21 protein-coding genes are annotated in these 22,205 nt (G+C 74.0%); 7 read left to right on the forward strand and 14 right to left on the reverse strand.

Annotated features, from left to right (window positions below; translation table 11 throughout):
- Positions 1–2: 2 nt before the first annotated feature.
- Positions 3–1,028: a glycoside hydrolase family 6 protein gene (locus ACFYVL_RS26785; RefSeq protein WP_389249056.1), complete on the reverse strand. Its 1,026-nt coding sequence runs from the start codon at positions 1,026–1,028 to the stop codon at positions 3–5.
- Positions 1,029–1,102: 74 nt separating this feature from the next.
- Entirely contained in the window at positions 1,103–1,972 is an 870-nt protein-coding gene (locus ACFYVL_RS26790) for a DUF5937 family protein (protein ID WP_389249058.1), read from the reverse strand.
- Between the two features lie 393 nt (positions 1,973–2,365).
- Here ACFYVL_RS26790 and ACFYVL_RS26795 point away from each other — a divergent pair, with 393 nt between their 5' ends.
- Positions 2,366–3,631: an MFS transporter gene (locus tag ACFYVL_RS26795; RefSeq protein WP_389249061.1), complete on the forward strand. Its 1,266-nt coding sequence runs from the start codon at positions 2,366–2,368 to the stop codon at positions 3,629–3,631.
- Between the two features lie 10 nt (positions 3,632–3,641).
- Positions 3,642–4,151, forward strand: a complete 510-nt coding sequence (locus tag ACFYVL_RS26800) for a MarR family winged helix-turn-helix transcriptional regulator (RefSeq protein ID WP_389249063.1) — start codon at positions 3,642–3,644, stop codon at positions 4,149–4,151.
- A gap of 66 nt (positions 4,152–4,217) precedes the next feature.
- Here ACFYVL_RS26800 and ACFYVL_RS26805 read toward each other — a convergent pair whose 3' ends face one another.
- From ACFYVL_RS26805 to ACFYVL_RS26835, 7 genes are all read right to left on the reverse strand, one after another.
- Positions 4,218–5,351 (reverse strand): zinc-binding dehydrogenase, encoded by a 1,134-nt coding sequence (locus ACFYVL_RS26805; RefSeq protein ID WP_389249065.1) that lies wholly within the window; start codon positions 5,349–5,351, stop codon positions 4,218–4,220.
- Complete coding sequence (locus tag ACFYVL_RS26810) at positions 5,348–5,650, reverse strand: putative quinol monooxygenase (protein WP_389249067.1); 303 nt, start codon at positions 5,648–5,650, stop codon at positions 5,348–5,350. Before ACFYVL_RS26810 ends, ACFYVL_RS26805 begins: the two co-directional genes overlap by 4 nt.
- Positions 5,651–5,654: 4 nt before the next feature.
- Positions 5,655–6,311 (reverse strand): glycerol-3-phosphate responsive antiterminator, encoded by a 657-nt coding sequence (locus tag ACFYVL_RS26815; RefSeq protein WP_389249069.1) that lies wholly within the window; start codon positions 6,309–6,311, stop codon positions 5,655–5,657.
- A gap of 142 nt (positions 6,312–6,453) precedes the next feature.
- Complete coding sequence (locus ACFYVL_RS26820; RefSeq protein ID WP_389249071.1) at positions 6,454–8,007, reverse strand: FAD-binding oxidoreductase; 1,554 nt, start codon at positions 8,005–8,007, stop codon at positions 6,454–6,456.
- Entirely contained in the window at positions 8,004–9,677 is a 1,674-nt protein-coding gene (locus ACFYVL_RS26825) for an FAD-dependent oxidoreductase (protein ID WP_389249073.1), read from the reverse strand. Before ACFYVL_RS26825 ends, ACFYVL_RS26820 begins: the two co-directional genes overlap by 4 nt.
- Before the next feature lie 81 nt (positions 9,678–9,758).
- Positions 9,759–11,327 (reverse strand): FGGY family carbohydrate kinase, encoded by a 1,569-nt coding sequence (locus ACFYVL_RS26830; protein WP_389249075.1) that lies wholly within the window; start codon positions 11,325–11,327, stop codon positions 9,759–9,761.
- 98 nt (positions 11,328–11,425) lie between these two features.
- A complete protein-coding gene (locus ACFYVL_RS26835) occupies positions 11,426–12,859 on the reverse strand; it encodes an MFS transporter (RefSeq protein WP_389249077.1) in 1,434 nt (477 codons plus the stop codon).
- Between the two features lie 266 nt (positions 12,860–13,125).
- Here ACFYVL_RS26835 and ACFYVL_RS26840 point away from each other — a divergent pair, with 266 nt between their 5' ends.
- From ACFYVL_RS26840 to ACFYVL_RS26850, 3 genes are all read left to right on the forward strand, one after another.
- On the forward strand, positions 13,126–13,464 hold the full coding sequence (locus ACFYVL_RS26840; protein ID WP_389249079.1) for a DUF3817 domain-containing protein: 339 nt from the start codon (positions 13,126–13,128) through the stop codon (positions 13,462–13,464).
- 93 nt (positions 13,465–13,557) lie between these two features.
- Complete coding sequence (locus ACFYVL_RS26845; RefSeq protein ID WP_389249081.1) at positions 13,558–15,258, forward strand: methylmalonyl-CoA mutase; 1,701 nt, start codon at positions 13,558–13,560, stop codon at positions 15,256–15,258.
- A gap of 66 nt (positions 15,259–15,324) precedes the next feature.
- On the forward strand, positions 15,325–15,837 hold the full coding sequence (locus ACFYVL_RS26850) for a MarR family winged helix-turn-helix transcriptional regulator (RefSeq protein WP_389249083.1): 513 nt from the start codon (positions 15,325–15,327) through the stop codon (positions 15,835–15,837).
- A 21-nt stretch (positions 15,838–15,858) separates the two neighbouring features.
- Here the strand turns inward: ACFYVL_RS26850 and ACFYVL_RS26855 are convergent, their stop codons facing one another.
- Both ACFYVL_RS26855 and ACFYVL_RS26860 read right to left on the reverse strand, forming a co-directional pair.
- Complete coding sequence (locus tag ACFYVL_RS26855; protein ID WP_389249085.1) at positions 15,859–16,473, reverse strand: maleylpyruvate isomerase N-terminal domain-containing protein; 615 nt, start codon at positions 16,471–16,473, stop codon at positions 15,859–15,861.
- The gene (locus ACFYVL_RS26860; protein ID WP_389249087.1) at positions 16,470–17,354 is read right to left on the reverse strand and encodes an NAD(P)-dependent oxidoreductase; all 885 of its coding nucleotides are present in this window, start codon (positions 17,352–17,354) and stop codon (positions 16,470–16,472) included. The genes ACFYVL_RS26855 and ACFYVL_RS26860 overlap by 4 nt, the downstream gene beginning before the upstream one ends.
- A 131-nt stretch (positions 17,355–17,485) precedes the next feature.
- Here ACFYVL_RS26860 and ACFYVL_RS26865 point away from each other — a divergent pair, with 131 nt between their 5' ends.
- Positions 17,486–18,520 carry a GlxA family transcriptional regulator gene (locus ACFYVL_RS26865; protein ID WP_389249089.1) on the forward strand — a complete coding sequence of 345 codons (1,035 nt, stop codon included), beginning with the start codon at positions 17,486–17,488 and terminating at the stop codon, positions 18,518–18,520.
- Here the strand turns inward: ACFYVL_RS26865 and ACFYVL_RS26870 are convergent.
- Entirely contained in the window at positions 18,483–19,358 is an 876-nt protein-coding gene (locus tag ACFYVL_RS26870; RefSeq protein WP_389249091.1) for an alpha/beta fold hydrolase, read from the reverse strand. The genes ACFYVL_RS26865 and ACFYVL_RS26870 overlap by 38 nt on opposite strands.
- 57 nt (positions 19,359–19,415) lie before the next feature.
- Between ACFYVL_RS26870 and ACFYVL_RS26875 the strand changes: the two genes are divergently transcribed.
- Positions 19,416–19,922 carry a MarR family winged helix-turn-helix transcriptional regulator gene (locus ACFYVL_RS26875; RefSeq protein WP_389249093.1) on the forward strand — a complete coding sequence of 169 codons (507 nt, stop codon included), beginning with the start codon at positions 19,416–19,418 and terminating at the stop codon, positions 19,920–19,922.
- Positions 19,923–20,031: 109 nt separating this feature from the next.
- On the opposite strand, the gene ACFYVL_RS26880 is transcribed toward ACFYVL_RS26875, so the two are convergent.
- Together ACFYVL_RS26880 and ACFYVL_RS26885 are read right to left on the reverse strand one after the other, a co-directional pair.
- Positions 20,032–21,459: an ATP-binding protein gene (locus tag ACFYVL_RS26880; protein WP_389249095.1), complete on the reverse strand. Its 1,428-nt coding sequence runs from the start codon at positions 21,457–21,459 to the stop codon at positions 20,032–20,034.
- A gap of 64 nt (positions 21,460–21,523) precedes the next feature.
- Positions 21,524–22,204, reverse strand: a complete 681-nt coding sequence (locus tag ACFYVL_RS26885) for a response regulator transcription factor (protein WP_389249097.1) — start codon at positions 22,202–22,204, stop codon at positions 21,524–21,526.
- Between the last annotated feature and the right edge of the window lies 1 nt (position 22,205).

Raw genomic sequence — 22,205 nt, forward strand, 5'->3', positions numbered from 1 at the left:
CATCAGCGGGACTTGCGGGCCAGACCCAGCGCGTAGTCCGGCCACCAGGTGCCCGCCGAGGGGCCGCCCCGGCACTCGCCGTCCGAGTCGCCGGGGCGCTTGATCCACAGGTACGCGTCGAGCAGCGGGTCGCCGGTCCGGTCGGTGGGCGGGGTGCCCAGTGCCCGGCCGGACGGGTTGCACCAGGCCTTGTCGCGGGCGCCGGGCAGCGGGCCCGCGCCGTTCCTGCTGGAGTCCACGACGAAGTGGGCGCCGCCCAGCAGGCCGGCCAGCCTGGCGCCGTACTCCTTGACCGCGTCGTCGCGCTGGAAGTTCGAGACGTTCAGCGAGAACCCGTCGGCCCGGTCGACGCCCGCCCGCTTCAGCGGGTCCACCAGCTTGCCCGGGTCGTCGATCCAGGCCGGGTTCCCGGCGTCCAGGTACACCTTGGTGCGCGGCTGCCGCTTCAGCCGTTCGACGGCCTCCGTGAGCAGGGTGTTGCGCTCGTCGTGCGCCTCGGCGGGGGTGCAGCCGTCGACGATGTGCGGCACGGCATCCGGCTCCAGCACGACGGTGGCGGACGCGTTACCGATGGCGGTGGCGAAGGAGTCGAGCCAGTTCCGGTAGGCGGCGGCGTCGGCGGCCCCGCCCGCGCTGTGCTGGCCGCAGTCGCGGTGCGGGATGTTGTACGCGACCAGGACGGCGGTCCGGCCCTCCTTCGCGGCGCCCGAGGTGACCCGGCGGACGTCCGGCACCGGGTCGTCCCCGGCGGGCCAGTTGGCGACCGGCCGCTCCGAGATCTTCCGGATCTCGGCCGCGTCCTCGGTGCGCCCCTGGGCGGTCCACTCCTTGACCTGCCGTGCGGCACTGGAGTCGGGGTCGACCCAGAAGGCGGAGGTGTTGGCGGGCGGCCCGGCGGGGGACCGGACGCCGGTGCCGGGGGAGTCGGTGGCGTCGGTGGAGTCGGGGGACGAGCATGCGGCGGCGCCGAGCAGAGCGCTCGCCAGCAGGATCGACGTCTGCGTACGGAAGGACCTGCGGCCGGACATCCAGCCCCCTCGGGGCAGCTTCGGGCGGGCAAAGCGGACGCCCAATCGTGACATAACGCCCAGTTCGTACGGCGTTACGACCCGGCACCCGCGGCGAGGGCGATACCGAGCGGCGTCCGCTCGTACAGCACCTGGTGCCCGTAGCGCCGCGACACCAGCAGGCCCGCGTCGCGCAGCGCGGACAGGTGCCCCGACACGGACGAAGCGGCCAGACCCAGGCGCACCGCGAGGGCGGACGTGGCGGCGGGGTCGTCCAGCGCATGCAGGACCGCGGCCCGGTTGCGGCCCAGCAGCCGGGCGAGGGACTCGGGGACGCCCCGGCCGGACTCCGCCGCCGAGGTCCACAGGGCGCCGATGCCCCGGGCCGGATAGGCGAGGACGGGCTGCCAGGGCGCCTCCACCCCCGACACCAGGTCCGGCCAGCAGAACACGCTGGGCACCAGCACCAGGCCCCGCCCGTCCAGCGGCCTGCGCTCCTCCCAGCCTGCCCGGGTGGTGAGGGTCAGCGTGGGCGGAGCCCAGGTCAGCCGGGGGTGCAGCTCGGCGAAGAGGGCCTCCAGGCCGCCCTGGGCGAGCCGCCGCGTGTGGAAGAGGATGTCGGCCTCCAGCAGCGCCCGCAGCCGCGGCCAGTACGGCTCGACCAGCCGGTGCCAGACGGCTTCCAGCAGGTCGGCCAGGTCCCGTACGGCGTCGGCGGGCCGGTCGAGCATCGCCCGCCCGGCGGGGGAGCCGGCCGCGCCCGGCGTGCAGTCGAGGGCACGGGCCAGCTCGACGCGCGCGGCGGTCGGGCAGGTGGCGCGCAGCGCGGCGATCTCCGCGGCGAAGGACGCGGCGGGGCCCAGTGGGGGGCGGCCCAGGAAGGTGGGCGTGTAACCGCGCTCCGGCATCAGCAGCCAGAGCGGGCGGAGGTCGAGCAGCTCCGCCTCGCCGCGGATGCGTCGCAACCAGGGCAGGTGGCGTCCCTGCCGTGCGGGGCGCTTGAGTGTGCGGACGGCCTCCTGGGTCTCCCACAGGGGGGAGAGGGCGAAGCGGCAGCGGGTGAGGTCGGGGCTGCGGAAGTCGAAGTGGTAGGCCGTCGTGCTCAGCTCCTTTGGGTGGGGTGGGGGGTGGCGTGTGGGGTGCGGCGTGCGGCATGTGGGCGGGGCGGGGGTGCGTTGTGCGGCTCCGCCGGGGGCCGCCCCCTTGCCCGCCCGTTCCGCCCCCGGGGGGCGGCCCCGCCGCCCAAGGGGGCTCGGGTGGGAGGGTTCGGGCCCGCCGCCCGAGGGGGCTCGGGTGGGGGACATTCGGGGTGAGGCGAAAGAGTATCTCCGGTCGGGGGGGCCTGCCACGCTCCGGCCATGGCCGACATCCCCTCAACACCTCCCACCAAGAAGGAACTTGGCTACTCGTCCCTCTTCCGCGTGCCCGAATTCCGTCCCCTCTTCCTCGCCCACCTCCTCTCCCTCCTCGGTGTCGTCGTCAGCGAGATCTCCCTCACCGTCCTCGTCTACGACCTCACCTCCTCCCCCTTCCTCTCCGCCCTGACCTTCGCCCTCGGCCTCCTCCCGTACCTCGTCGGCGGCACCCTCCTCTCCGGGGTCGCCGACCGGTACCCGGCCCGCCGGGTGCTCGTCGTCTGCGACCTCTTCTGCGCCCTGTGCGTCGCCGGGATGGTGTGGCCGGGCACCCCCGTTGCCGGGCTCCTCGCCCTGCGGTGCCTGGTCGCGGCCGTCGCGCCGGTCTTCGCGGGCACCCGCACGGCGACGCTCGGCGACATCCTGGGCGAGGGCGAGCTGTACCTCCTCGGGCGCTCCCTCCTGCGGATCGTCTCGCAGAGCGCCACCCTCGCCGGGTTCGGCGCCGGCGGGGTGCTCCTCGGCTTCGTCGCCCCGCGCGGGGCGATCACGATCACCGCCGGTACGTTCCTCTGCTCGGCGCTGCTGCTGCGGTTCGGCACCGCGCGGCGGCCCGCCCGCCTGCGGTCCGCCCGGGGCGGCCCCTCGCTGCTGCGGGACTCCCTCGACGGCGCCCGGCTCGTCCTCCGCGACCGGCGGCTGCGGGCGCTGATGCTGCTGTTCTGGGTGCCCGCCTTCTTCGTCGTCGCCCCGGAGGCGCTGGCCGCCGCGTACACGGACCGCATCGGCGCCGGGTCCCTCGGCCTCGGGCTGATCATGTGCGCGCTGCCCGTCGGGCACATCGGCGCCGAGCTGTACGTGGGGTCCAGGCTCTCCGCGCGGGCCCGCTCCCGGCTGGTGCTCCCGGCCGCCTCCCTCGGGCTGCTGCCGCTCGTCGGGTACGCCGCCGCACCCTCGCTGGCCTGGGCGGTTGCCCTGGGGGTCCTGGTGGGTTTCAGCGGGTCGTACATCATCGGGCTCGACCAGTGGTTCGTCGACGCGCTGCCCGAGGAACTGCGCGGGCGGGCCATGACCCTCCAGACGGCGGGGCTGATGACCGTGCAGGGCGTGGGGATGGCGCTGGCCGGACTGGTGGCGGAGTTCGTCCCGGTGCGCCTCGCCGTGGCGGGCGCCGGAGCGGTCGGGACGCTCTGCACCCTGCTGCTGGTCCGGGAGATCCGCCGGACCGAAGTGCGAGACAAAGCTGACCAGCATATGACTGACCGGTAGGGTCGGGGCTGTGCCGAAGCCGCTCAGCCTCCCCTTCGATCCGATCTCCCGCGCCGACGAACTCTGGCAGCAGCGCTGGGGGCCCGTGCCCGCGATGGCCGCGATCACCTCGATCATGCGCGCCCAGCAGATCCTCCTCGCGGAGGTCGACGCCGTCGTCAAGCCGTACGGGCTCACCTTCGCCCGCTACGAGGCGCTGGTGCTGCTCACCTTCTCCAAGGCCGGCGAGCTGCCCATGTCGAAGATCGGCGAGCGGCTGATGGTCCACCCGACCTCGGTGACCAACACCGTCGACCGGCTGGTCAGGTCCGGCCTCGTCGACAAGCGGCCGAACCCCAACGACGGCCGCGGCACCCTCGCCTCCATCACCGACAAGGGCCGCGAGGTCGTCGAGAGCGCCACCCGCGACCTGATGGCCATGGAATTCGGGCTCGGGGCGTACGACGCGGAGGAGTGCGCGGAGATCTTCGCGATGCTGCGCCCGCTGCGGGTGGCGGCCAAGGACTTCGACGAGGCGTAGCGCCCCTCGTCCGGTCCGGGAGCCCGGACCGGACGAGAGGCCCCGGCGCTCCGGCCGGGCCCCTCCTCAGACGAGGCCGTGGGGATCGAGGACCTGACGGACCGCGCGGCCCGACGCCAGCTCCTCCAGGGCGTCGTTGACGCCGGTCAGCGGCAGGGTGCCGGTGTGCAGCAGTTCCACCGGCATCGCACCGGCCCGCCACAGGTCCAGGAAGCGCGGGATGTCGCGGCTGGGCACCGCGTCACCCATGTACGAACCGAGCAGCGACTTGCCCTCGCCGGCGAAGGCCAGCGCGGGCACCTCCAGCGTGCGGCCGGGGGCGGGCAGCCCCACCGAGACCACCTTGCCGCCGCGGCCGACCACCTCCAGACAGTCCGCCATCACCGCGGGCGAGCCGACCGCCTCGACGGCGATCTCCGCCCCGCCGGAGGTCAGTTCACGGATCGCGGCCGGGGCCTCGTCGGGTGCGTACGCGTGCGAGGCGCCGAGCCGCAGGGCCAGTTCGCGCTTCTCGGCCACCGGGTCGACGGCGACGACCGGGTACGCCCCGGCGGCACGGGCGCCGAGCACCGCGGACAGGCCCACCCCGCCCAGCCCGTACACCACGGCGGACTGGCCGGGGCGCAGCGCCGCGGTGTTGATGACGGCACCGGCCCCGGTCAGGACCGCGCAGCCGAACATCGACGCCACGGCGAACGGCACGTCGCGCGGGATCACCACGAGCGACTCCTGCGCCACCACGGCGTGCTCGGCGAACGCGGAGACGCCCAGCTGGTGGTTGACCCGCGCGCCCGCGGCGTCGGTGAGCAGCGAGGGACCGTACAGCAGACCGCCGGAGCCGTTGGCCCGCGCGGCGGCGGCGCAGAGCGCGGGGCGGCCCTGCGCGCAGTCGGCGCAGCCGCCGCAGCTGGGCACGAAGACCAGCGCGACATGGTCGCCGGGGGAGACCCGGCGGACGCCGGGGCCGGTCTCCTCGACGACGCCGACCGCCTCGTGACCGAGCGCCATGGGCAGCGGGCGGACCCGGTCGCCGTTGACGACGGACAGGTCGGAGTGGCACAGCGAGGCCGCGGCGATCCGCACCAGGACCTCGCCCGCCCGGGGCGCCCCGAGTTCCAGCTCCTCGACGGTCACCGGGGCGGTCGCGGAGTAGGGGCGGGCGGTGGACACGTCCCGCAGGACGGCGGCGCGGGTCTTCACGCGGACACCTCCCCGCGCGGCGCGCAGCGCAGCACCTCGCGGCTCTCCAGCAGCGGTACGACCTTGCCGAGCACGAGGTCGCGGAAGTGGTCGGAGGCGCAGTGCGCGGTGAAGTCGGCCTCCGAGCGGTACTCCTCGTACAGCGCGAGGGCGCGGGGGTCCTCGGTGCCCTGGTGGACGCGGTAGCCCAGGCAGCCCTCCTCGGCGCGGGAGGCGGCGGCCACGGTGTCGAGGTGCGCGAGCACGGTGTCCTGGGCACCCGGCAGGGTGCGGTAGCGGGCGATGACCACGTAAGTCATGGGTTCACTCCTGGGAAGGGGCGGGCCTGATCGGCGCGAGCGGCGGGGCCGGCGGGAGCTGGTCGCGGCGCAGCTGCCACAGGCGGGGGTCGGAGGTGGCGGCGGCGACCGCTCCCTGGGCGAGCGCGAGCGCCACGTCCGCGGGGGTCTCCACGAAGCCCGCGGCGACCGTCGGCGACAGGGCGCGCCGCGACGGCGCGGTCATCCGGCCGATGATCGGTGCGGGCATGACCTCGACGAGGTCGGGGGCGCCGCGCGTGACGGCGTCCAGGGAACGGCGCAGGTTGGAACGGTCGGTGACGAAGACCTTCATGGCGGTCAGCAGGCCGAGCGGGCGGCCCTTCTCGATGAGGGAGAGCCGGGTGCTCACCACACCGTGGGCGCCGAGGTCCTTGAGGAACTCCAGCGCACCCCGGTCCTGCGCCAGACCGGGGCTGGAGTCCACGTTCACGAACACGGTCTTCCCGGCCCGTCCCAGCGCCGGCACCACCTTGGGCAGCTGCCCCACGGAGAACGACGCGAGGATGCACATCCGGGCCGGTGCGGTCAGGAACTGCCGCAACGGCTGGCTGCCGACGACCGACGCGACGATCGGGGCCTCGGCGAAGACCGAGACGAGCCGGGGGTCGAGCGGGGCGCCGGACCGGGAAGAGGGAGCCATGGCGGAGCCTTCCGGTGAAGGGGGGCCTCCCCGGGCGGAGGGGGAGGACGGTGCCGGGAGTCCGGCGGCGGGAGGGGCGCCGGGCGCCCCGGCGGGCCGGTGCTCCTGGCCCGCCGGGGCATTCGGGGTCAGCGCCTGAAGCTCAGCTCAGCGGAGACGTCCCGAAGCGGCTGGGAAGGCCCAGTTTGCCAGGGTTGAGGATCCCCGCCGGGTCCAGGGCCTGCTTCACGGCGACGAACGTCGCGAAGCCCGCGCCGAGCGATTCCTCCAGGTAGGGGCCGCGCAGCAGCCCGCAGCCGTGGTGGTGGCTGAGCGCCGCGCGGTGCTTGATCAGGACGGCGTTCGCGGCGTCCCACACCGAGCGGTACCAGTCGCGGCGCCGCTCGGGCGCCACCTCGCCGCGCAGCGAGAAGTAGACGCAGGCGCCGTCGGTGTAGGCGTGCGACTGGTGGGCCGAGACCGCGAGGGTGCCCTCGACGGCCTGGACGGCGGCGACCACCTCGCCGTAGATGACCGGCAGGTCCTTCCAGGAGGCGGCCATCTCCAGGGTGTCGGCGACGAAGCCGGGGCCGGGGGTGAAGCCGTCCGCGGACTTGCCGACCAGCATCCGCTCGTCCAGCCAGCGCGCGAACACCGCCTCGCTGTCCAGCTCGGGGCCGTACGCGGCGCACACCTCGGCGGCCACCCCGACCGACGCGTCGACCACGGCCGGGTCGCCCTCGTCGGCCACGAGCAGCAGGTGGGTGTCCGGGTGACCGAAGTGGGTGCCCGACTCCAGGGCGTCGTACAGGCGCAGCACGGCGGGGGTGGCGCCGCGCTGCATGATCCTGCGGCAGGCGTCCAGTCCCTCGGCGAAGGTGGCGAAGCCGAAGGCGACCGCCTTGGCGTACTCGGGCAGCGGGTGGACGCGCAGCCGGGCGCCGACGACGACACCGAGCGTGCCCTCGGAGCCGATGAACAGCTGGCGCAGGTCGGGGCCGACGGCGGCGCGGGCGTAGTCGCCGTAGGTGGCGCGGGTGCCGTCGGCGTGGATCACGTCGAGGCCGACGACCATGTCCTCGATCTTGCCGTACCGGGTGGAGAGCTGACCGGCGCCGCGGCAGGCGATCCAGCCGCCGACGGTGGAGACGGCGAACGCCGACGGCCAGTGGCCGGTGGTGACCCCGTACTCCTCCTGGAGCTGCTTCTCGAAGAGGTCGCCGAACATGCCGGCCTGGACGTCGACGATGTTCGACTCGGCGTCGAAGCCAGTGATGGCGTCGAGTCCGCAGACGTCCAGGACGACGCCGCCGAAGACGGGCAGCGCGGCGCCGGTGACGTTGGAGCGCCCGGCGGACGGGGTGACCGGGATGCCGGCCTGGTGGCAGATGCGCAGGACGGCGGCTATCTGGTCGGCGTCCGCCGCCTCCACGACGACCGCGTGCGGGGTGGCCGGGCGGCCCTCGGTCTCGCCGATCATCGAGCCGGCCCACCAGTCGCGGGTGCGGACGACGACCTCGTCGCGGGCCGTGTGCACGGCGTGTGCGGCCTCGCGCAGCGCCCCGACGACGGACTCGGGGACCTCGACGGGGTCGTGCTGGAGCGCGGCCGGCCCGTCGCCGACCGGCCGGTCCTTGGCCCACTTGGCGAAGCTGGGGGCGCCGACCGTGTAGTTGCCCCGGTTGAACGGGTGGGTGATGGTCTGACGGCTGATCATGCTGCTGCTCCTTCGAGGAGGACGGTCTTTTCGTGGCGGACGGAGTCGAGGTACGCGGCGACCGAGCGGTCCACCTCGTCCTGCGTGAGGCCGAGTTCCTGCCCGAGCAGGGCGCCCACGGCGGGCGCCGCGGCGGCGGAGGCGTCGCGGGCGAAGAGCCGGGCGCGGGTGCGGCGGGAGAGGACGTCGTCGACGGAGCGGGCCAGTTCGGCACGGGCCGCGTAGACGACCTCGGCCCGGGTGTAGGGAAGCCCGGCGACGACGGGTTCGGCGAGCGTGGGGTCGTCCTGGATCAGATCCCCGACGAACCGCGCCTCGGTGCCGTACCGCTCGCCGAGGTGGGCGGCGAGACCGCCGGACGCGGCGACCGCCTCGGCGTCGTACCCGGCGCCGCCGAGCAGCGGGAGCCTGACGGTGCGGCTGGGCGCCCGGTGGCCGAGCACGGTCATCACCTTGTCGATGACCAGCTCGCCCATGTGCCTGCTGGTGGTGAGCTTGCCGCCGGTGACGGTGACCATGCCGCCGGTACCGATGCCGATGTGGTGGTCGCGGCGCATGTCGAGGGTGGCGCCCTCCTTGCCGCCGACCAGGGGGCGCAGCCCGCCGATGGAGCCGACGACGTCGTCGGGGGTGAGGTGGCCCTCGAAGGCGGTGTTGGCGCCCTCCAGCAGGAAGTCCATCTCCTGCCGGGTGCAGTGCACGTCGTCGGGCGACCCCCGGTAGTCCTCGTCGGTGGTGCCCAGGACGACGCTGTTGCCCCAGCGGGTGCAGGTGGCGCGGCGCGCGCGGCCGGGGATCGGCACGGTGACGGTGCAGTTGATGCGCACCTTCTCCCACGGCACCACGATGTGCACGCCCTTGGCGGGGCGGACCTGCGGCCGGTGGTGCTCGTCGGCCATGGCGTCGACCTGGTCGGCCCAGACGCCGGTGGCGTTGACGACGGCGCTCGCGCGTATGTCGAACGCGTCGCCGTCCGCGGTGACCCGGGCGCCGGACGCCCTGCCGCCCCGCATGAGCAGCGCCGTCGCGGCGGCGCCGTTGAGGACCTTGGCGCCGAGCGCGGCGGCGGTCCGCACCAGGGTGAGGACGAGACGGGCGTCGTCGGTGCGGGCGTCGAAGTACATCAGCCCGCCCTTGAGGTCGTCCGCGCGCAGCGTCGGGGCCTGCGCGAGGACCTCGGGGACGGTGAGCCGCTGGTGGAGCTTGCCGATGCGCCAGCCGCCGACCAGGTCGTAGGTCCACAGCAGACCTTCGAAGCCCTTGGCGAGGCGGGCGTCGAAGACCCCTTCCTTCTCCAGGATCGGGAAGAGGAACGGCAGCCGGTGCACCAGGTGCGGGGCGTTCCTGCGGAAGCGGTGGCGTTCCAGCAGGGAGTGGCGGACGAGGTTGACGTTGCCCTGCTCGATGTAGCGCAGACCGCCGTGGATCATCTTGGAGGACTTCGACGAGGTGCCGGAGGCGAAGTCGTCCTTCTCGACCAGGGCGGCGCGCAGCCCGCGCGAGGCCGCGTCGAGCACGGCGTACGCCCCGGTGACGCCGCCGCCGATGACGAGGACGTCGTACGTCTCGTCGGCGAGGTCGCGCTTGATGGCTGCCCGGTCGAGCAGCAGGGCCGTGCGGCGGGTCGCCGCGGCGCTGCGCCGCGGCTTCCGGGCGGGCATGGTGATCACAACATCAACTCCTGGTGGTTCCGGGTGACGGCTCGGGGGCCGTCGGGCCTCGTGGGCCGTCCGGGGACGGCGCGCGGGCCGTCAGTGGGGGGTTCGGGGGTACCCGCCGTGTGCGGGCAGGGACTTCTCGTGCAGGTGGGCGGCGAGCGCGTCGTACCAGTCGGCGCGGTGGCGGGCGCGTTCGGACGGGTCGAGGGACGGGGTGAAGACCCGGCCGCGCGGCTGCGCCTCGACGACCTCGTCCAGCGAGGACCACAGCCCCTGGGCGACGCCCGCGAGGTAGGCGGTGCCGCGCAGGCTGGCGGTGGCGGAGTCGGCGGCGCGCTCCAGGGGCAGTCCGGTCAGGTCGGCCTGGATCTGCATCAGCGGGTCGCTGCCGGATACCCCGCCGCCGACCCGCAGCCGGGTGAAGGGGGCGCCCATGGTGGCGGCAACCCCGTCGACGAGGTCGCACACGGAGTGGGCGATGCCTTCGAGGACGGCGCGGGCGACGTCGGCGCGGGTGGTGGCGAGGGTGAGCCCGGTGAGGGCCGCGGTGGCCTCCGGGCGCCACACGGGCGTACGGATCCCGGCGAGCGAGGGGATGAAGCGAGGGGTGCGGCCGGGCCGGGAGGGCGCCCGCCGGGCCTCCTCGCCGAGTTCCTTCGGCGAGGCGAAGAGGCCGAGGTCGTCGCAGAGCCAGCGCAGCGCGGACCCGGCGGTCGAGGTGTACGCCTCCAGGCTGAAGTGGCTGGTGTCGCCCTGCCGCCGGCCCGGCTGGGCGAGCACTCCGGCGATGTCGGGCCTGGGCAGGGCGGGCTCTGTGCCGGTCGCGGCGTCGACGAAGGCGCCGGTTCCGTACATGCACATGCCCTGGCCCGCGGCGAGGCCGCCGAGGGCGATGAGGGCGGCGTGCTGGTCGCCGAGGGACGCGGCCACGGGGACGGCGACGCCGAGGACCTCCGGGTCGGTGGTGCCGAACCCGGCGTCGTCGGAGCGCAGTTCGGGCAGCAGGTCGAGGGGGAAGCCGAGGGCGCCGATCCACTCCTCGTCCCAGGCGTGGGCGCCGAGCAGGTAGCCGCCGGTGGAGGCGGCGTTCGTCGGGGTGGTGGCGTGTACGGCGCCGCCGGTCAGGCACCAGATCAGCCAGGTGTCGACGGTGCCGAACAGGAGCCGTCCGGCGCGGTGGGCCGCGGCGACCCCGGGATGCGCGGCGAGCTGCCGGGCGGCCCAGAGGAAGGGGGAGCGGGCGCCGACCGGCCGGCCCTGCCGGGCGAGCAGGACGGCGTCCCACTTTGCCTCGTAGCCGGTCAGCTCCTGCGCGTACCGGCGGTCCTGCCAGACCACGGCGGGCAGCAGCGGTTCGCCGGTGATCCGGTCCCACAGGAGTGCGGTGGCCCGCTGGGTGGCGAGGGCGACCGCGGTGATCCCGATGCCGTCGTCGTGGGCGCGGGCGACGGCGCGCCGCGCCACGTCGAGGGTGGCGGTCCGGATCTCGGCGGGGTCCTGCTCGACGGCCAGGTCGTCCGGGTGGCCGACGGTGATCGGGCGGTAGAACTCCTGGTGGGCGGCGCCGGAGTCGAGGACGACTCCGGCCCGGGTGCCCGTGGTGCCTTCGTCGATGGCCAGCACACCGCGCCGGGAAGCGGCACCGGTGAACGTCTGCGTCATTGCGGCCCTTTCACTTACGAGCGTGCGGTACGGGAGATGCGGGGGTACGGGGCGGGGCCGGGCGGCACCGTCCTGTGCCGGGGCGGGGCGAGGAGGGGTCAGCGCGCGGCGGGGGCGGGCGCCGGTGCGGCGTCCGGGGCGTGGGCGGCGGCCTCGTCGGGGGAGACCTCGGCCCTGGTCGGGTCCCACTTGATCACCAGGCAGGTGACCAGGCCGAGCAGCGGCACGACGGACAGCACGAGGAATGTGCCGGCGAGGCCGAGGGAGTCCTTGATCTGCGGGAAGACGTAGAGCCCGACGACACTGCCGAAGCTGCCGACCATGCCGGTGACACCGGTGCCCAGGGCCCGTACGTCGCTGCTGTACGAGAGGGCCGCGATGGACTTGCCGTTGGCGCCGGGGCCCGCCGCGTGGCACAGGATGAACACCACGGGCAGCAGGAACGCCACGACCAGCGGGACCTTTCCGAAGGTCAGTCCCATCGCGAGGAGCGCGACGAAGACCCCGGCGAAGCCCGCGGCGGAGCTGAGCCGCAGGCCCAGGCGGCGTCCGGCGTAGGCGGAGAGGAGGCCGCCGACGATGCCGAAGGCGTTGAAGACCATGGAGCCGACGGTCGCCCGCTCGAAGCTCTCGCCGAAGATCGACAGGCTGATCAGCGGCAGGTACCAGCCGACCGCGAAGTACTGCATCGACTGCCCGAGGGAGATCACCGAGGCGAGCACGGTGCGCGGCAGGTAGTCGCCCTTGAAGAGGAGTCCGGCCTGCCGGAAGCCGATGGCGGGTGCGGCGACGGCGGCCCGGGTGGCCTCGTCGGGCTGTCCGGCGACGGCCTTGACGCCGTAGAGCGCGTCGAGGTTGGCGACGGCGTCGTCCAGCCGGCCCTTGCCGGCGAGCCAGCTCGGGCTCTCCTTGAGCATCGCCCACTGGCCGATCAGCAGGACGACGGCGACGACCGCGGCGGAGCCCACCGACCAGCGCCAGATGTCCGCGCCGACGTCGAGGTGGAAGAAGACCAGGGCGAGAGCGAGGTTGCTGGTGGTGGCGACGTACCAGACGGCCTGCCAGAGGTTGAGCCGGCCGCGCAGCTTCGCGGGCGTGTACTCGGCGAGCAGCGCCATCGCCACCGCGAAGTCGATCCCGTAGGCGACGCCGACCAGGACCCGGCCCAGCCAGACGACGGTGAAGTCCCCGGCGGACGCGGCGAGCAGGGCGCCCGCGATGGCGAAGACCTTGGCGAGCAGCAGCGGGGGGACGCGGCCGATACGGGTGGCGAGCCAGCCGCCGATGGGGTTGAACAGGATCGCCAGCGCCGGGGCGGTGGCGGTCAGGATCGAGACCTGGGTGCTCGACAGCTCCATCTGCGTCGTCATCGGGCCCAGCCCGGCGCTGAGCGCGGCATTGGAGTAGGCGTCGAGGAACAGCCCGCCGAAGACGAGGAACCAGACGATCTGCGCACGGCCGGTGATCTTGCCCAGGCCGTCGATGAGGCCGACGACGTCGGCGACGCCGTTGACGCTCGGACGTTGTGCCATGAATCCGCCTCTGAAGGAAGGACCCATCGGTGGCGGGAAAACACGGAAGGCAGGCATGACTCGACCACCGACAGGTGGTCTGTTGTCTGTGCCTGCCCAAAAATCTGCGGAAAGCGCCGCAGCACGTTTACTGCTGAGTGAAGATCTACCGGCGACAGTATGAACGGATCAGGGACCCGTCAAGGGTTTTCCCGGGGCGAGGTGGGCCCCATGTCACACCCGGGCCGCCGCAGGATCGCCCCGTACGTCCGGTTAGGCTCGACGGCATGAAACGAAGCGTGCTGACCCGCTACCGCGTGATGGCCTACGTCACCGGCGTCCTGCTGATCCTGCTGACCGGTGGTTTCATCGCCAAGCGTCTTCTCGGCATGGACGGCGCCGCGGGCTTCACCACGTTCGTCGGCATCGCCCACGGCTGGCTGTACGTCCTCTACCTGGTCTTCGCCTTCGACCTGGGCTCCAAGGCGAAGTGGCCGGTGAAGAAGCAGCTCTGGGTGCTGATCGCCGGCACCATCCCGACCGCCGCCTTCTTCGTCGAGCGCAAGGTCGTCCGCGAGGTCGAGCCGCTGGTCAAGGACTCGGGACCGGTCACCGCCGGGGCCTGAGCGGCACCCGCGCCAAGGGCACCCCCCGCCGTACGGATTCGTACGGCGGTTGTCCATCGACATTTACTAGGACGTCCTAGTAAATTGAGAGGCATGGACGCCGATCGGATCGAAGAGGGCCGCCAGCGCTGGCAGGCCAGGTACGACAAGGCCCGCAAGCGCGACGCCGACTTCAGCACGCTCTCCGGGGACGAGGTGGAGCCGGTCTACGGCCCGCGCCCGGGTGACCGGTACGAGGGCTTCGAGCGCATCGGCTGGCCGGGGGAGTACCCCTTCACCCGCGGACTGCACGCCACCGGCTACCGCGGCCGGACCTGGACCATCCGCCAGTTCGCCGGGTTCGGCAACGCCGAGCAGACCAACGAGCGCTACAAGATGATCCTGGCGGCGGGCGGCGGCGGGCTCTCCGTCGCCTTCGACATGCCGACCCTGATGGGCCGCGACTCCGACGAGCCGCGCTCGCTCGGCGAGGTCGGGCACTGCGGCGTCGCCATCGACTCGGCCGCCGACATGGAGGTCCTGTTCAAGGACATCCCGCTCGGTGACGTCACCACGTCGATGACGATCAGCGGACCCGCCGTCCCGGTCTTCTGCATGTACCTGGTCGCCGCCGAGCGGCAGGGCGTGGACCCCGCCGTCCTCAACGGCACGCTCCAGACCGACATCTTCAAGGAGTACATCGCCCAGAAGGAGTGGCTCTTCCAGCCCGAGCCGCACCTGCGCCTGATCGGCGACCTGATGGAGCACTGCGCGGCGGGCATCCCCGCGTACAAGCCGCTCTCGGTCTCCGGTTACCACATCCGCGAGGCCGGGGCGACGGCCGCGCAGGAACTGGCGTACACCCTCGCCGACGGCTTCGGCTACGTCGAACTCGGGCTCTCCCGCGGCCTGGACGTCGACGTGTTCGCCCCCGGCCTCTCCTTCTTCTTCGACGCGCACCTCGACTTCTTCGAGGAGATCGCCAAGTTCCGAGCCGCGCGCCGGATCTGGGCCCGCTGGATGAAGGAGGTGTACGGGGCGAAGACCGACAAGGCGCAGTGGCTCCGCTTCCACACCCAGACCGCCGGTGTCTCGCTCACCGCCCAGCAGCCGTACAACAACGTCGTGCGCACGGCCGTGGAGGCCCTCTCCGCGGTCCTCGGCGGCACCAACTCCCTGCACACCAACGCCCTCGACGAGACCCTCGCGCTGCCCTCCGAGCAGGCCGCGGAGATCGCGCTGCGCACCCAGCAGGTGCTGATGGAGGAGACCGGCGTCGCCAACGTCGCCGACCCGCTGGGCGGCTCCTGGTACGTCGAGCAGCTCACCGACCGCATCGAGGCCGACGCCGAGAAGATCTTCGAGCAGATCAAGGAGCGCGGACTGCGCGCCCACCCGGACGGGCAGCACCCGATCGGCCCGATCACCTCCGGCATCCTGCGCGGCATCGAGGACGGCTGGTTCACCGGCGAGATCGCCGAATCGGCCTTCCAGTACCAGCGGGCCCTGGAGAAGGGCGACAAGAAGGTCGTCGGCGTGAACACCGCGACCGGCTCGGTCACCGGCGACCTGGAGATCCTGCGGGTCAGCCACGAGGTCGAGATCGAGCAGGTGCGGGTGCTCACCGAGCGCAAGGCGCGCCGCGACGACGCGAAGGTGCGGGCCGCGCTGGAGGCGATGCTGGTCGCCGCCCGGGACGGCTCCAACATGATCGCGCCGATGCTGGACGCCGTCCGGGCCGAGGCGTCGCTGGGCGAGATCTGCGGAGTGCTGCGCGACGAGTGGGGCGTCTACACCGAGCCGCCGGGGTTCTGAGACCCAACCTCCTCTGTGCGGGCGGCGGTTGACCTCAACAGCGGTTGAGGTCCTAGCGTCGCCCGCATGACGAACACAGCGACTCCCTCCCTCCCCGCCTCCCCCACCGCTCCGGCCAGCGCCGACCCGCGGGCCTCCGACGCCGACCTCGCCACCCAGCCCGTCGCCTACTGGACGGGACTGGCGAGCACCGCCGTGAAGAACCTGCTGCGCGACGAGATGGCGCGCCTCGACGTCACCCAGCCCCAGTGGTGGGTGCTCAACCGGGTCGATGCGGCCCCCCTCACCCGCGCCGAGGTGGTCGCGGCCCTCGCGGACGTGGCCGACGGCCCGCACGACATCTCCCGGGTCGTCGACCAACTCCTGCACCGCGGCTGGCTCGCCCTCGACGGCGGGGCCGATGCGCCGCTCGTCCTCACCGAGGAGGGACGGGCGGGCAAGGCGCGCGTCAAGCACCTGGTGACCGGGTTGCGGGCACGGGTCCACGCGGGCGTGAGCGACGCGGAGTACGTGGCCGCGCTGAAGGTGCTGCGGCGGATGATCACCAACGCGGGCGGGCCCGGCCCCTGGCAGTCCTGACGGCCGCACTCCGGCGGCGGCTCACCGCACGGTGCCGTCCCACTGCCACTGGGTGCGCCGCCCCAGGCCCGCGAGCGCGGCGCGCCCGGTGCACCACAGCAGCACGTCGGCCGGGCGGTGGCCGCCACCGGAGGGGGCGTCGGGGAACAGCCGGCCGAGCACCGCGGCGCTCGGGCCGTCCGGCGGGGTCCACGCCAGGCCCAGGGCGCGGGTGATGTCGTAGGTGTGGAGCAGCAGTTCGGTGACGCCCATGGCGGCGAAGCCGGTGGCGTCGGAGTGCCCCCAGGGATGCCAGGCGCGCACGTCGGGCGGGGTGTCGCGGACGGTGGAGCGCAGCAGGGCCACGGCGATCCCCAGCCCGTCGAGGCAGTCGGCGACGGGGGCCTCGGGGTCGAGCGAGGCGAACAGGGTGATGTAGCGGTCGGCCGGGCGGGCGACGAGCAGCCCCGCGTAGCCGGTCAGGCCGAGCGCGAGGTGGTCGAGCGTCGCCCGGCAGCTCCAGCCGACGGAGCGGGCCGGACGCGACCAGTCCCGGCCGGCCCCCTCACCGAGCACCGCCAGACACTCGTCGCCGACGGCCGCCAGCAGGTCGGGCCAGGAGTCGGGGGCGGCGAACACCCCCGGCGCGCCCGTCACTTCGCGTCCCCCGCGCCCCGCAGCAGCTCGATCACGCTCGCGTAGCTGTCCGCGCCGTGGCCCGCCGCACTGGTGCGCGCCATGAGGGACTTCAGGAGCTCGGGCAGCGCGTTGTCCACACCGCGGGCCGCCGCCGCGTGGATGAGGTGGTCGACCGCGGCGAGCTGCACGTCGACGGTGGCGTCGTCGCCCGGGTAGCGGCCCGCGTCCACCTGGGGCGCGTACGTGGTCAGGAAATCGGCCACGGTGGTCAGCCAGCGGGTCGCGATCCGGGTGAAGTCCGTGGCAGGCGTCCGCTCGGCGCCGGTCAGCGCGGTGCCGTGCAGCCACCCGGTCAGGGTGGCCCACATCAGGCCGAGCAGGGCGGCGTCGTAGAGGGAGGCCAGGCCGGGGTCGGTGCCCAGGTGCAGGGGGTCGCCCAGGGCCGCGAGCAGCGGCCGGTGGGCTTCGAGCGCGGCGGGCGAACCGCTGTAGAGGAACATCCTTCCCGGGTCGCCGACCCCGGGCGGAGTGGTCATGATCGCGCCGTCGAGGTAGTCCGCGCCGAGCGACCGGGCCCACTCGGAGGCCGCCCGCGCCTGCTCCGGCGAACCCGAGGTGAGGTTGACCAGCACCTTGCCCGCGAGGGAGTCCGCGACCGGGTCGAGGACCGTGTGCAGGGCGTCGTGGTCCAGTACGCAGACGATCACCAGTCCGCTCGCCGCGACGGCCTCGCCGGGGGTCGCGGCGGTCCGGGCGCCCAGCTCCGCCAGGGGCCCGGCCCGGTGCGCCGAGCGGTTCCACACGGTGGTCGGGTGGCCCGCCGCCAGCAGTGCCGCGGCCAGTGCCGAACCCATGGAACCCAGTCCGATGACGGTCGCAGCCGTCCGGTCGTCACGCATGTCGCCGCTCCTTGTCCGTCCGTCCGCCGGTCGGCGGTCGGTCACGTATCCACAAGATCGCAGCGCGCGCGGGCCGGTCCCAGTGACAGGGATGACGGCGACCACCAAATTCCTGCCATACGCTGCGCCGTATGAATCCTGGTTCCGTGGCCGTCGTGGTGTCCGAGGAGATCGGCGCCCCCTCCTGGGGTCTGTACGAACTGAGCATCCCCTGCACGGTGTTCGGCAGGGCCCAGTCCGATCTGGCGGACCCCTGGTACGACCTGCGGCTGTGCGACGCGGGGCAGCGGTCCGGGGAAGCCCCGGCGGCCGGGGCCGCGTTCTCGCTGCGCACCGGGTACGGGCTCGAAGGCCTCGTCGGCGCCGGTACGGTCGTCGTGCCCTCGGTGCCCGACGCCTGCGTCGAGGAGGGCATGCCGGTGCCGCCCGAACTCGTCGGCGCCCTGCGCGAGGCCCACGCGGCGGGTGCCCGCATGGTCTCGCTGTGCACCGGCGCCTTCGCCCTCGCCGAGGCGGGGCTGCTCGACGGGCGGCGCGCCACCGCCCACTGGATGCACACCGCCCAACTGGCCGCGCGCTACCCGAAGGTGCGGGTCGACGACTCGGTGCTGTACGTCGACGAGGGCGACGTGCTCACCAGCGCCGGGCTGTCCGCGGGGCTGGACCTGTGCCTGCATCTGGTCCGCCGCGACCTGGGCGCGCACGTCGCCAACCAGCTGGCCAGACGGATGGTGGTGCCCGCCCACCGGCCCGGCGGCCAGGCGCAGTTCGTCGACCTGTCGGTGCCCGCCACCGACGAGGGGAGCCTGGGGCCGGTCCTCGACTGGGCCCGCGCCCACCTGGACGAGCCGCTGACCGTCGAGGGGCTGGCCAGGCGCGCCGCGGTCAGCCCGCGCACCCTGCACCGCAGGATCCGGGCGGCCACCGGCACGACCCCGCTGCAGTGGCTCCTCAACCAGCGGCTGGCCCGCGCCCAGAGCCTGCTGGAGTCGACGGACCTGCCCGTGGAGAAGGTCGGCGAGCTGAGCGGGCTCGGTACGGCGAACAACCTCCGCCACCACTTCCTGCGGCAGCTCGGCGTCTCGCCCGGCGCCTACCGGCGGGCCTTCCCCCGGGCCGCGCCGCGGGTCACAGCGAGCGCAGGAAGTCCTCCAGCAGGACGTTGAAGACCTCCGGGCGCTCCATGTTCGGGTAGTGGCCGGTGCCGGCCACCTCCGCGGTGCTGCCGTCCGCCACCGAGTCCGCGAGGCGCTGGGCCATGCCCTGGTGGTCCGTCGAGTCCAGGGCGCCGTTCAGCGCGAACACCGGGACCGCCAGTGCGGCCGCGCGCGCCCAGGTGTCGGTCACCGGGACGAGCTGCGGGACCTCGTCGGCGGAGTGCCGCGAGACCGTACGGACCGTCATCTCGCGCACCCGGCGCACCACTTCCGGGTCCACCTCGTAGAGCGAGCGGTGCGGGCCGGGCAGGAACTGCAGGAACGCCTCGATCCACGCCCCGGGGTCGCCCGCGCCCATCGCCCGCATCTGCTCGGCCTGGATGTCCAGGATCCACGGGTCCCGCCACACGGGTTCGCTCGTACCGACCCCGCTGACCACCAATCCCCTTACCAGGTCCGGGTGTTCGAGGGCCGTGTCGACCGCGGTGGCGCCGCCCATGGACACCCCGACGAGGGCCGCCGGGCCGGTGCCGAGGTGGCGCAGCAGGGCGGCGACGTCGTCGGCGGGGCGGTAGGGGCCGTGGGCGAGCGCGGAGCCGCCGTGCCCGCGCGCGTCCGGGGCGATCACCCGGTGGTGCCGGGCGAGGGCCGGTACCTGGTCGTCCCACATGCGGTGGTCGAGGAAGCCGCCGTGCAGCAGGACCACCGGCGGGCGTCCGCAGGACTGCTCCGGGTCCCCGGTGTCGCGGTAGACGAGCGGTCCGCCGTCCGCCTCGAAGGTGAACAGGTCGGGCGCGGTGGCAGGGTCCGCCGAGGAGCCCGGACGGCGGCCGGAGGTCTCATTCATGACAACCAAGGTGTCATGTGTGACGGATCTTGGCAACCGGGGTGTCATTCTGGTGCGGTGAACGACAGCAAAAGCAAGCACTTGGCCCACGGCACGCCGTTGGACCCCGACACCCTCGCCCACCGGCTCACCGAGGTCTTCGACCTGGTCGGCCCGCTCTACCGGCGGGTCCACCGCAAGGTGGAGCAGACCGCACCCGAGGAGGGCCTGTCGGTCGGCGTGCGCGCGGTGCTCGACCTGCTGCGTGCGCACGGTCCGCTGACCGTCCCTCAGCTGGGCCGCGCACAGTCGCTGAGCAGGCAGTTCGTCCAGCGGATGGTCAACGAGGCGGTGGCCGACGGCTTCGCGGAGACCGTACCCAACCCGGCCCACCAGCGCTCCTCGCTGGTACGGCTCACCGACAGCGGCCGGACCGCCATCGAGGCCGTCGCGGCCCGCGAACGAGAGGTGCTGCGCGGCGTGGGCGGCGACCTCACCGGCGCGGAGGTCGACGCCTGCGTACACGTACTGACCCGGATGCTCGCGCTCTTCGACGACGTCGACGTCAACACGCGGGTCGGCTGAGGCGGACCGTTCCGGCGGCGGTCCGGCCCTCGCGGGGTGGCTGAGGGGGAAGCCCCGCCGGTGCTCCGGCCCCCGCGGGGCGGCGGGGAGGGGCCGCCCCGCCGGTGCTTCAGTCCCGGCCCGGCTCCCGGTCCGTGACCTCGACCCGCAGCCGGAACAGCGCCCCGCCCCCCGCTGCCCGCTCCGCCGTCAGCTCCGCGCCGTGCGCACGGGCGATCTGCCGGGCCATCGCCAGACCGAGCCCCGAGCCGGGCAGGGCGCGGGCCGCCTCGGCGCGGTAGAACCGGTCGAAGACGTACGGCAGGTCCTCGGGCGCGATGCCGGGCCCGTGGTCCCGCACGGTCAGCTCCAGGAAGGAGCCGGCGCGCAGCAGTTCGGTCTCCACCGGAGCGCCCTCGGGGCTGAACTTCGCCGCGTTGTCGAGCAGGTTCGTCAGCAGCCGGGTCAGCCGGGCCGGAACACCGGGCAGGGCGGCCCGCACCGCGTCGGGGGCCACCCGCAGCGGGAAGGGCGTGGCGGGCCAGTGGGCCGCCGCCGTCGCCACCGCGTGCTCGACCAGCGCGGCCGGCCCGACCACCTCCAGCAGCGGCTGCGGCTCCTCGTCCCTGGCCAGCTCGATCAGGTCGTTGACCAGCCCGGTCACCTCGCGGAGCTGGCGGGAGAGCGCGCCGGAGGCCCGGTCGCGCTGGGCGGGGGAGAGGCGGTCCGCCCTGGCGAGGAGCTCGGCGTTGGTGCGCAGCGCGGTGAGCGGGGTGCGCAGCTCGTGGGAGGCGTCGGCGACCAGCCGGCGTTGGGCGGACACCGACTGCTCCAGCTCGCCCAGCATGGTGTTGAAGCTGGCGGCGAGCCTGGTGACCTCGTCCTCGCGGCCCGGCGGGCCGCTGGGGATCTCGATGCGGTGGCGGGGGTCGCGGGTGGCCGCGATGCGCTCCGCCGTCGCGGTCAGCCGGGCGACCGGGGCCAGCGCGGTGCGCGACACCCCGTAGCCGAGCACGGCGGCCAGCAGCACCCCGGCCGCGCCCGCCGCCGACAACAGCAGCGCCGCCTGCCGGACGCCGCGCTCCACCGAGTCGGCGCGCAGGGCGAGCTGCAGCGCACGGCCGCCGCCGAGCGGGGTGACCGCCATCCGGGCCGGATGCCCCTCGTAGGTGAAGTTGGAGAAGTACGGGGGGCGCTGCCCCGAAGCCACCTCCCGGACCGGCGGTGCGACCGGCAGGAGGTACCCCGCGGCCGGGTCCTTCGCCGCGTCCGACGGCACGACCTGGGCGCACGCGGGCGCCGACAGATAGCGGCACTCGCCCGCCAGCACCCCGGTCGCCGGGTGCCGGTCGGCCTGGACGATACGGGTCCCCGACTGGGTGAGGTTCAGGTCGAGCTGGTGGTACATCTCGTAGCGGATCACGAAGTACGCCGCCGCGCACACCCCGAGCGCGACCAGGGCGACGGCGGCGGCCGTGGCGACCGCGAGGCGGGTGCGCAGCGGCCGGTGGCGGCGCCAGCGGGCACCGAGGGCGCGGCGCCGCCGCCCCCCGCTCACCGGGCCCCCGGCGCGCGGTCGGCGCAGGCACCGGCACTCTCGGCGCGGGCCCCGCGGCGCCCGTTCACGCGCTCTCCAGGCGGTAGCCGACACCGTGCACGGTGTGCACCAGCCGGGACTCGCCCGCCGCCTCCAGCTTGCGCCGCAGGTAACCCACGTACACGGCCAGGGAGTTGGAGTCCGGGCCGAAGTCGCGCCCCCAGACGAGTTCCAGGATGGTCTCGCGCGGGAGCACCTGGCCGGGGTGGCGCAGCAGCAGCTCCAGGAGGGCGAACTCCGTCCGGCTGAATTCGAGCGGGCGGCCGGAGCGGTGCCCCGTGCGGGTCGCCGGATCGACGGTCAGGTCCGCGTAGGAGAGGGAGCCGTCCTCCTCGGGAAGGGGGGCGGCGCGCCGGATGAGGGCCCGCACCCGGGCGACCAGTTCGTCCAGGGCGAAGGGCTTCACGAGGTAGTCGTCGGCGCCCGCGTCCAGCCCGTCGACCCGGTCGCTCACCGAGTCCAGGGCGGTGAGGACGAGGATGGGGGTGCGGTCGCCCGCGCCGCGCAGCCGGCGGCAGACCGCGAGACCGTCCAGCACCGGCATCATCACGTCCAGCACGAGGACGTCCGGCTGCCAGGCGGCGACCGAGGAGAGTGCGGCCAGCCCGTCCGGGGCGCCCCGCACCTCGTACCCCTCGATCGTGAGGCCGTCCTCGACGGCGGCCCGCACCTCCGGCTCGTCGTCGACCACCAGGATCTTCGTCATG

The sequence above is a fragment of the Streptomyces sp. NPDC004111 genome, assembly GCF_042874215.1.
Classification (GTDB): domain Bacteria; phylum Actinomycetota; class Actinomycetes; order Streptomycetales; family Streptomycetaceae; genus Streptomyces.

Bases quoted from the DNA above. Each gene is read 5' to 3' on its own strand.
- ACFYVL_RS26785 (WP_389249056.1), bottom strand. From the start codon at position 1,028: ATGTCCGGCCGCAGGTCCTTCCGTACGCAGACGTCGATCCTGCTGGCG.
- ACFYVL_RS26795 (WP_389249061.1), top strand. From the start codon at position 2,366: ATGGCCGACATCCCCTCAACACCTCCCACCAAGAAGGAACTTGGCTAC.
- ACFYVL_RS26810 (WP_389249067.1), bottom strand. From the start codon at position 5,650: ATGACTTACGTGGTCATCGCCCGCTACCGCACCCTGCCGGGTGCCCAG.
- ACFYVL_RS26815 (WP_389249069.1), bottom strand. From the start codon at position 6,311: ATGGCTCCCTCTTCCCGGTCCGGCGCCCCGCTCGACCCCCGGCTCGTC.
- ACFYVL_RS26820 (WP_389249071.1), bottom strand. From the start codon at position 8,007: ATGATCAGCCGTCAGACCATCACCCACCCGTTCAACCGGGGCAACTAC.
- ACFYVL_RS26830 (WP_389249075.1), bottom strand. From the start codon at position 11,327: ATGACGCAGACGTTCACCGGTGCCGCTTCCCGGCGCGGTGTGCTGGCC.
- ACFYVL_RS26835 (WP_389249077.1), bottom strand. From the start codon at position 12,859: ATGGCACAACGTCCGAGCGTCAACGGCGTCGCCGACGTCGTCGGCCTC.
- ACFYVL_RS26840 (WP_389249079.1), top strand. From the start codon at position 13,126: ATGAAACGAAGCGTGCTGACCCGCTACCGCGTGATGGCCTACGTCACC.
- ACFYVL_RS26845 (WP_389249081.1), top strand. From the start codon at position 13,558: ATGGACGCCGATCGGATCGAAGAGGGCCGCCAGCGCTGGCAGGCCAGG.
- ACFYVL_RS26850 (WP_389249083.1), top strand. From the start codon at position 15,325: ATGACGAACACAGCGACTCCCTCCCTCCCCGCCTCCCCCACCGCTCCG.
- ACFYVL_RS26860 (WP_389249087.1), bottom strand. From the start codon at position 17,354: ATGCGTGACGACCGGACGGCTGCGACCGTCATCGGACTGGGTTCCATG.
- ACFYVL_RS26865 (WP_389249089.1), top strand. From the start codon at position 17,486: ATGAATCCTGGTTCCGTGGCCGTCGTGGTGTCCGAGGAGATCGGCGCC.
- ACFYVL_RS26870 (WP_389249091.1), bottom strand. From the start codon at position 19,358: ATGAATGAGACCTCCGGCCGCCGTCCGGGCTCCTCGGCGGACCCTGCC.
- ACFYVL_RS26885 (WP_389249097.1), bottom strand. From the start codon at position 22,204: ATGACGAAGATCCTGGTGGTCGACGACGAGCCGGAGGTGCGGGCCGCC.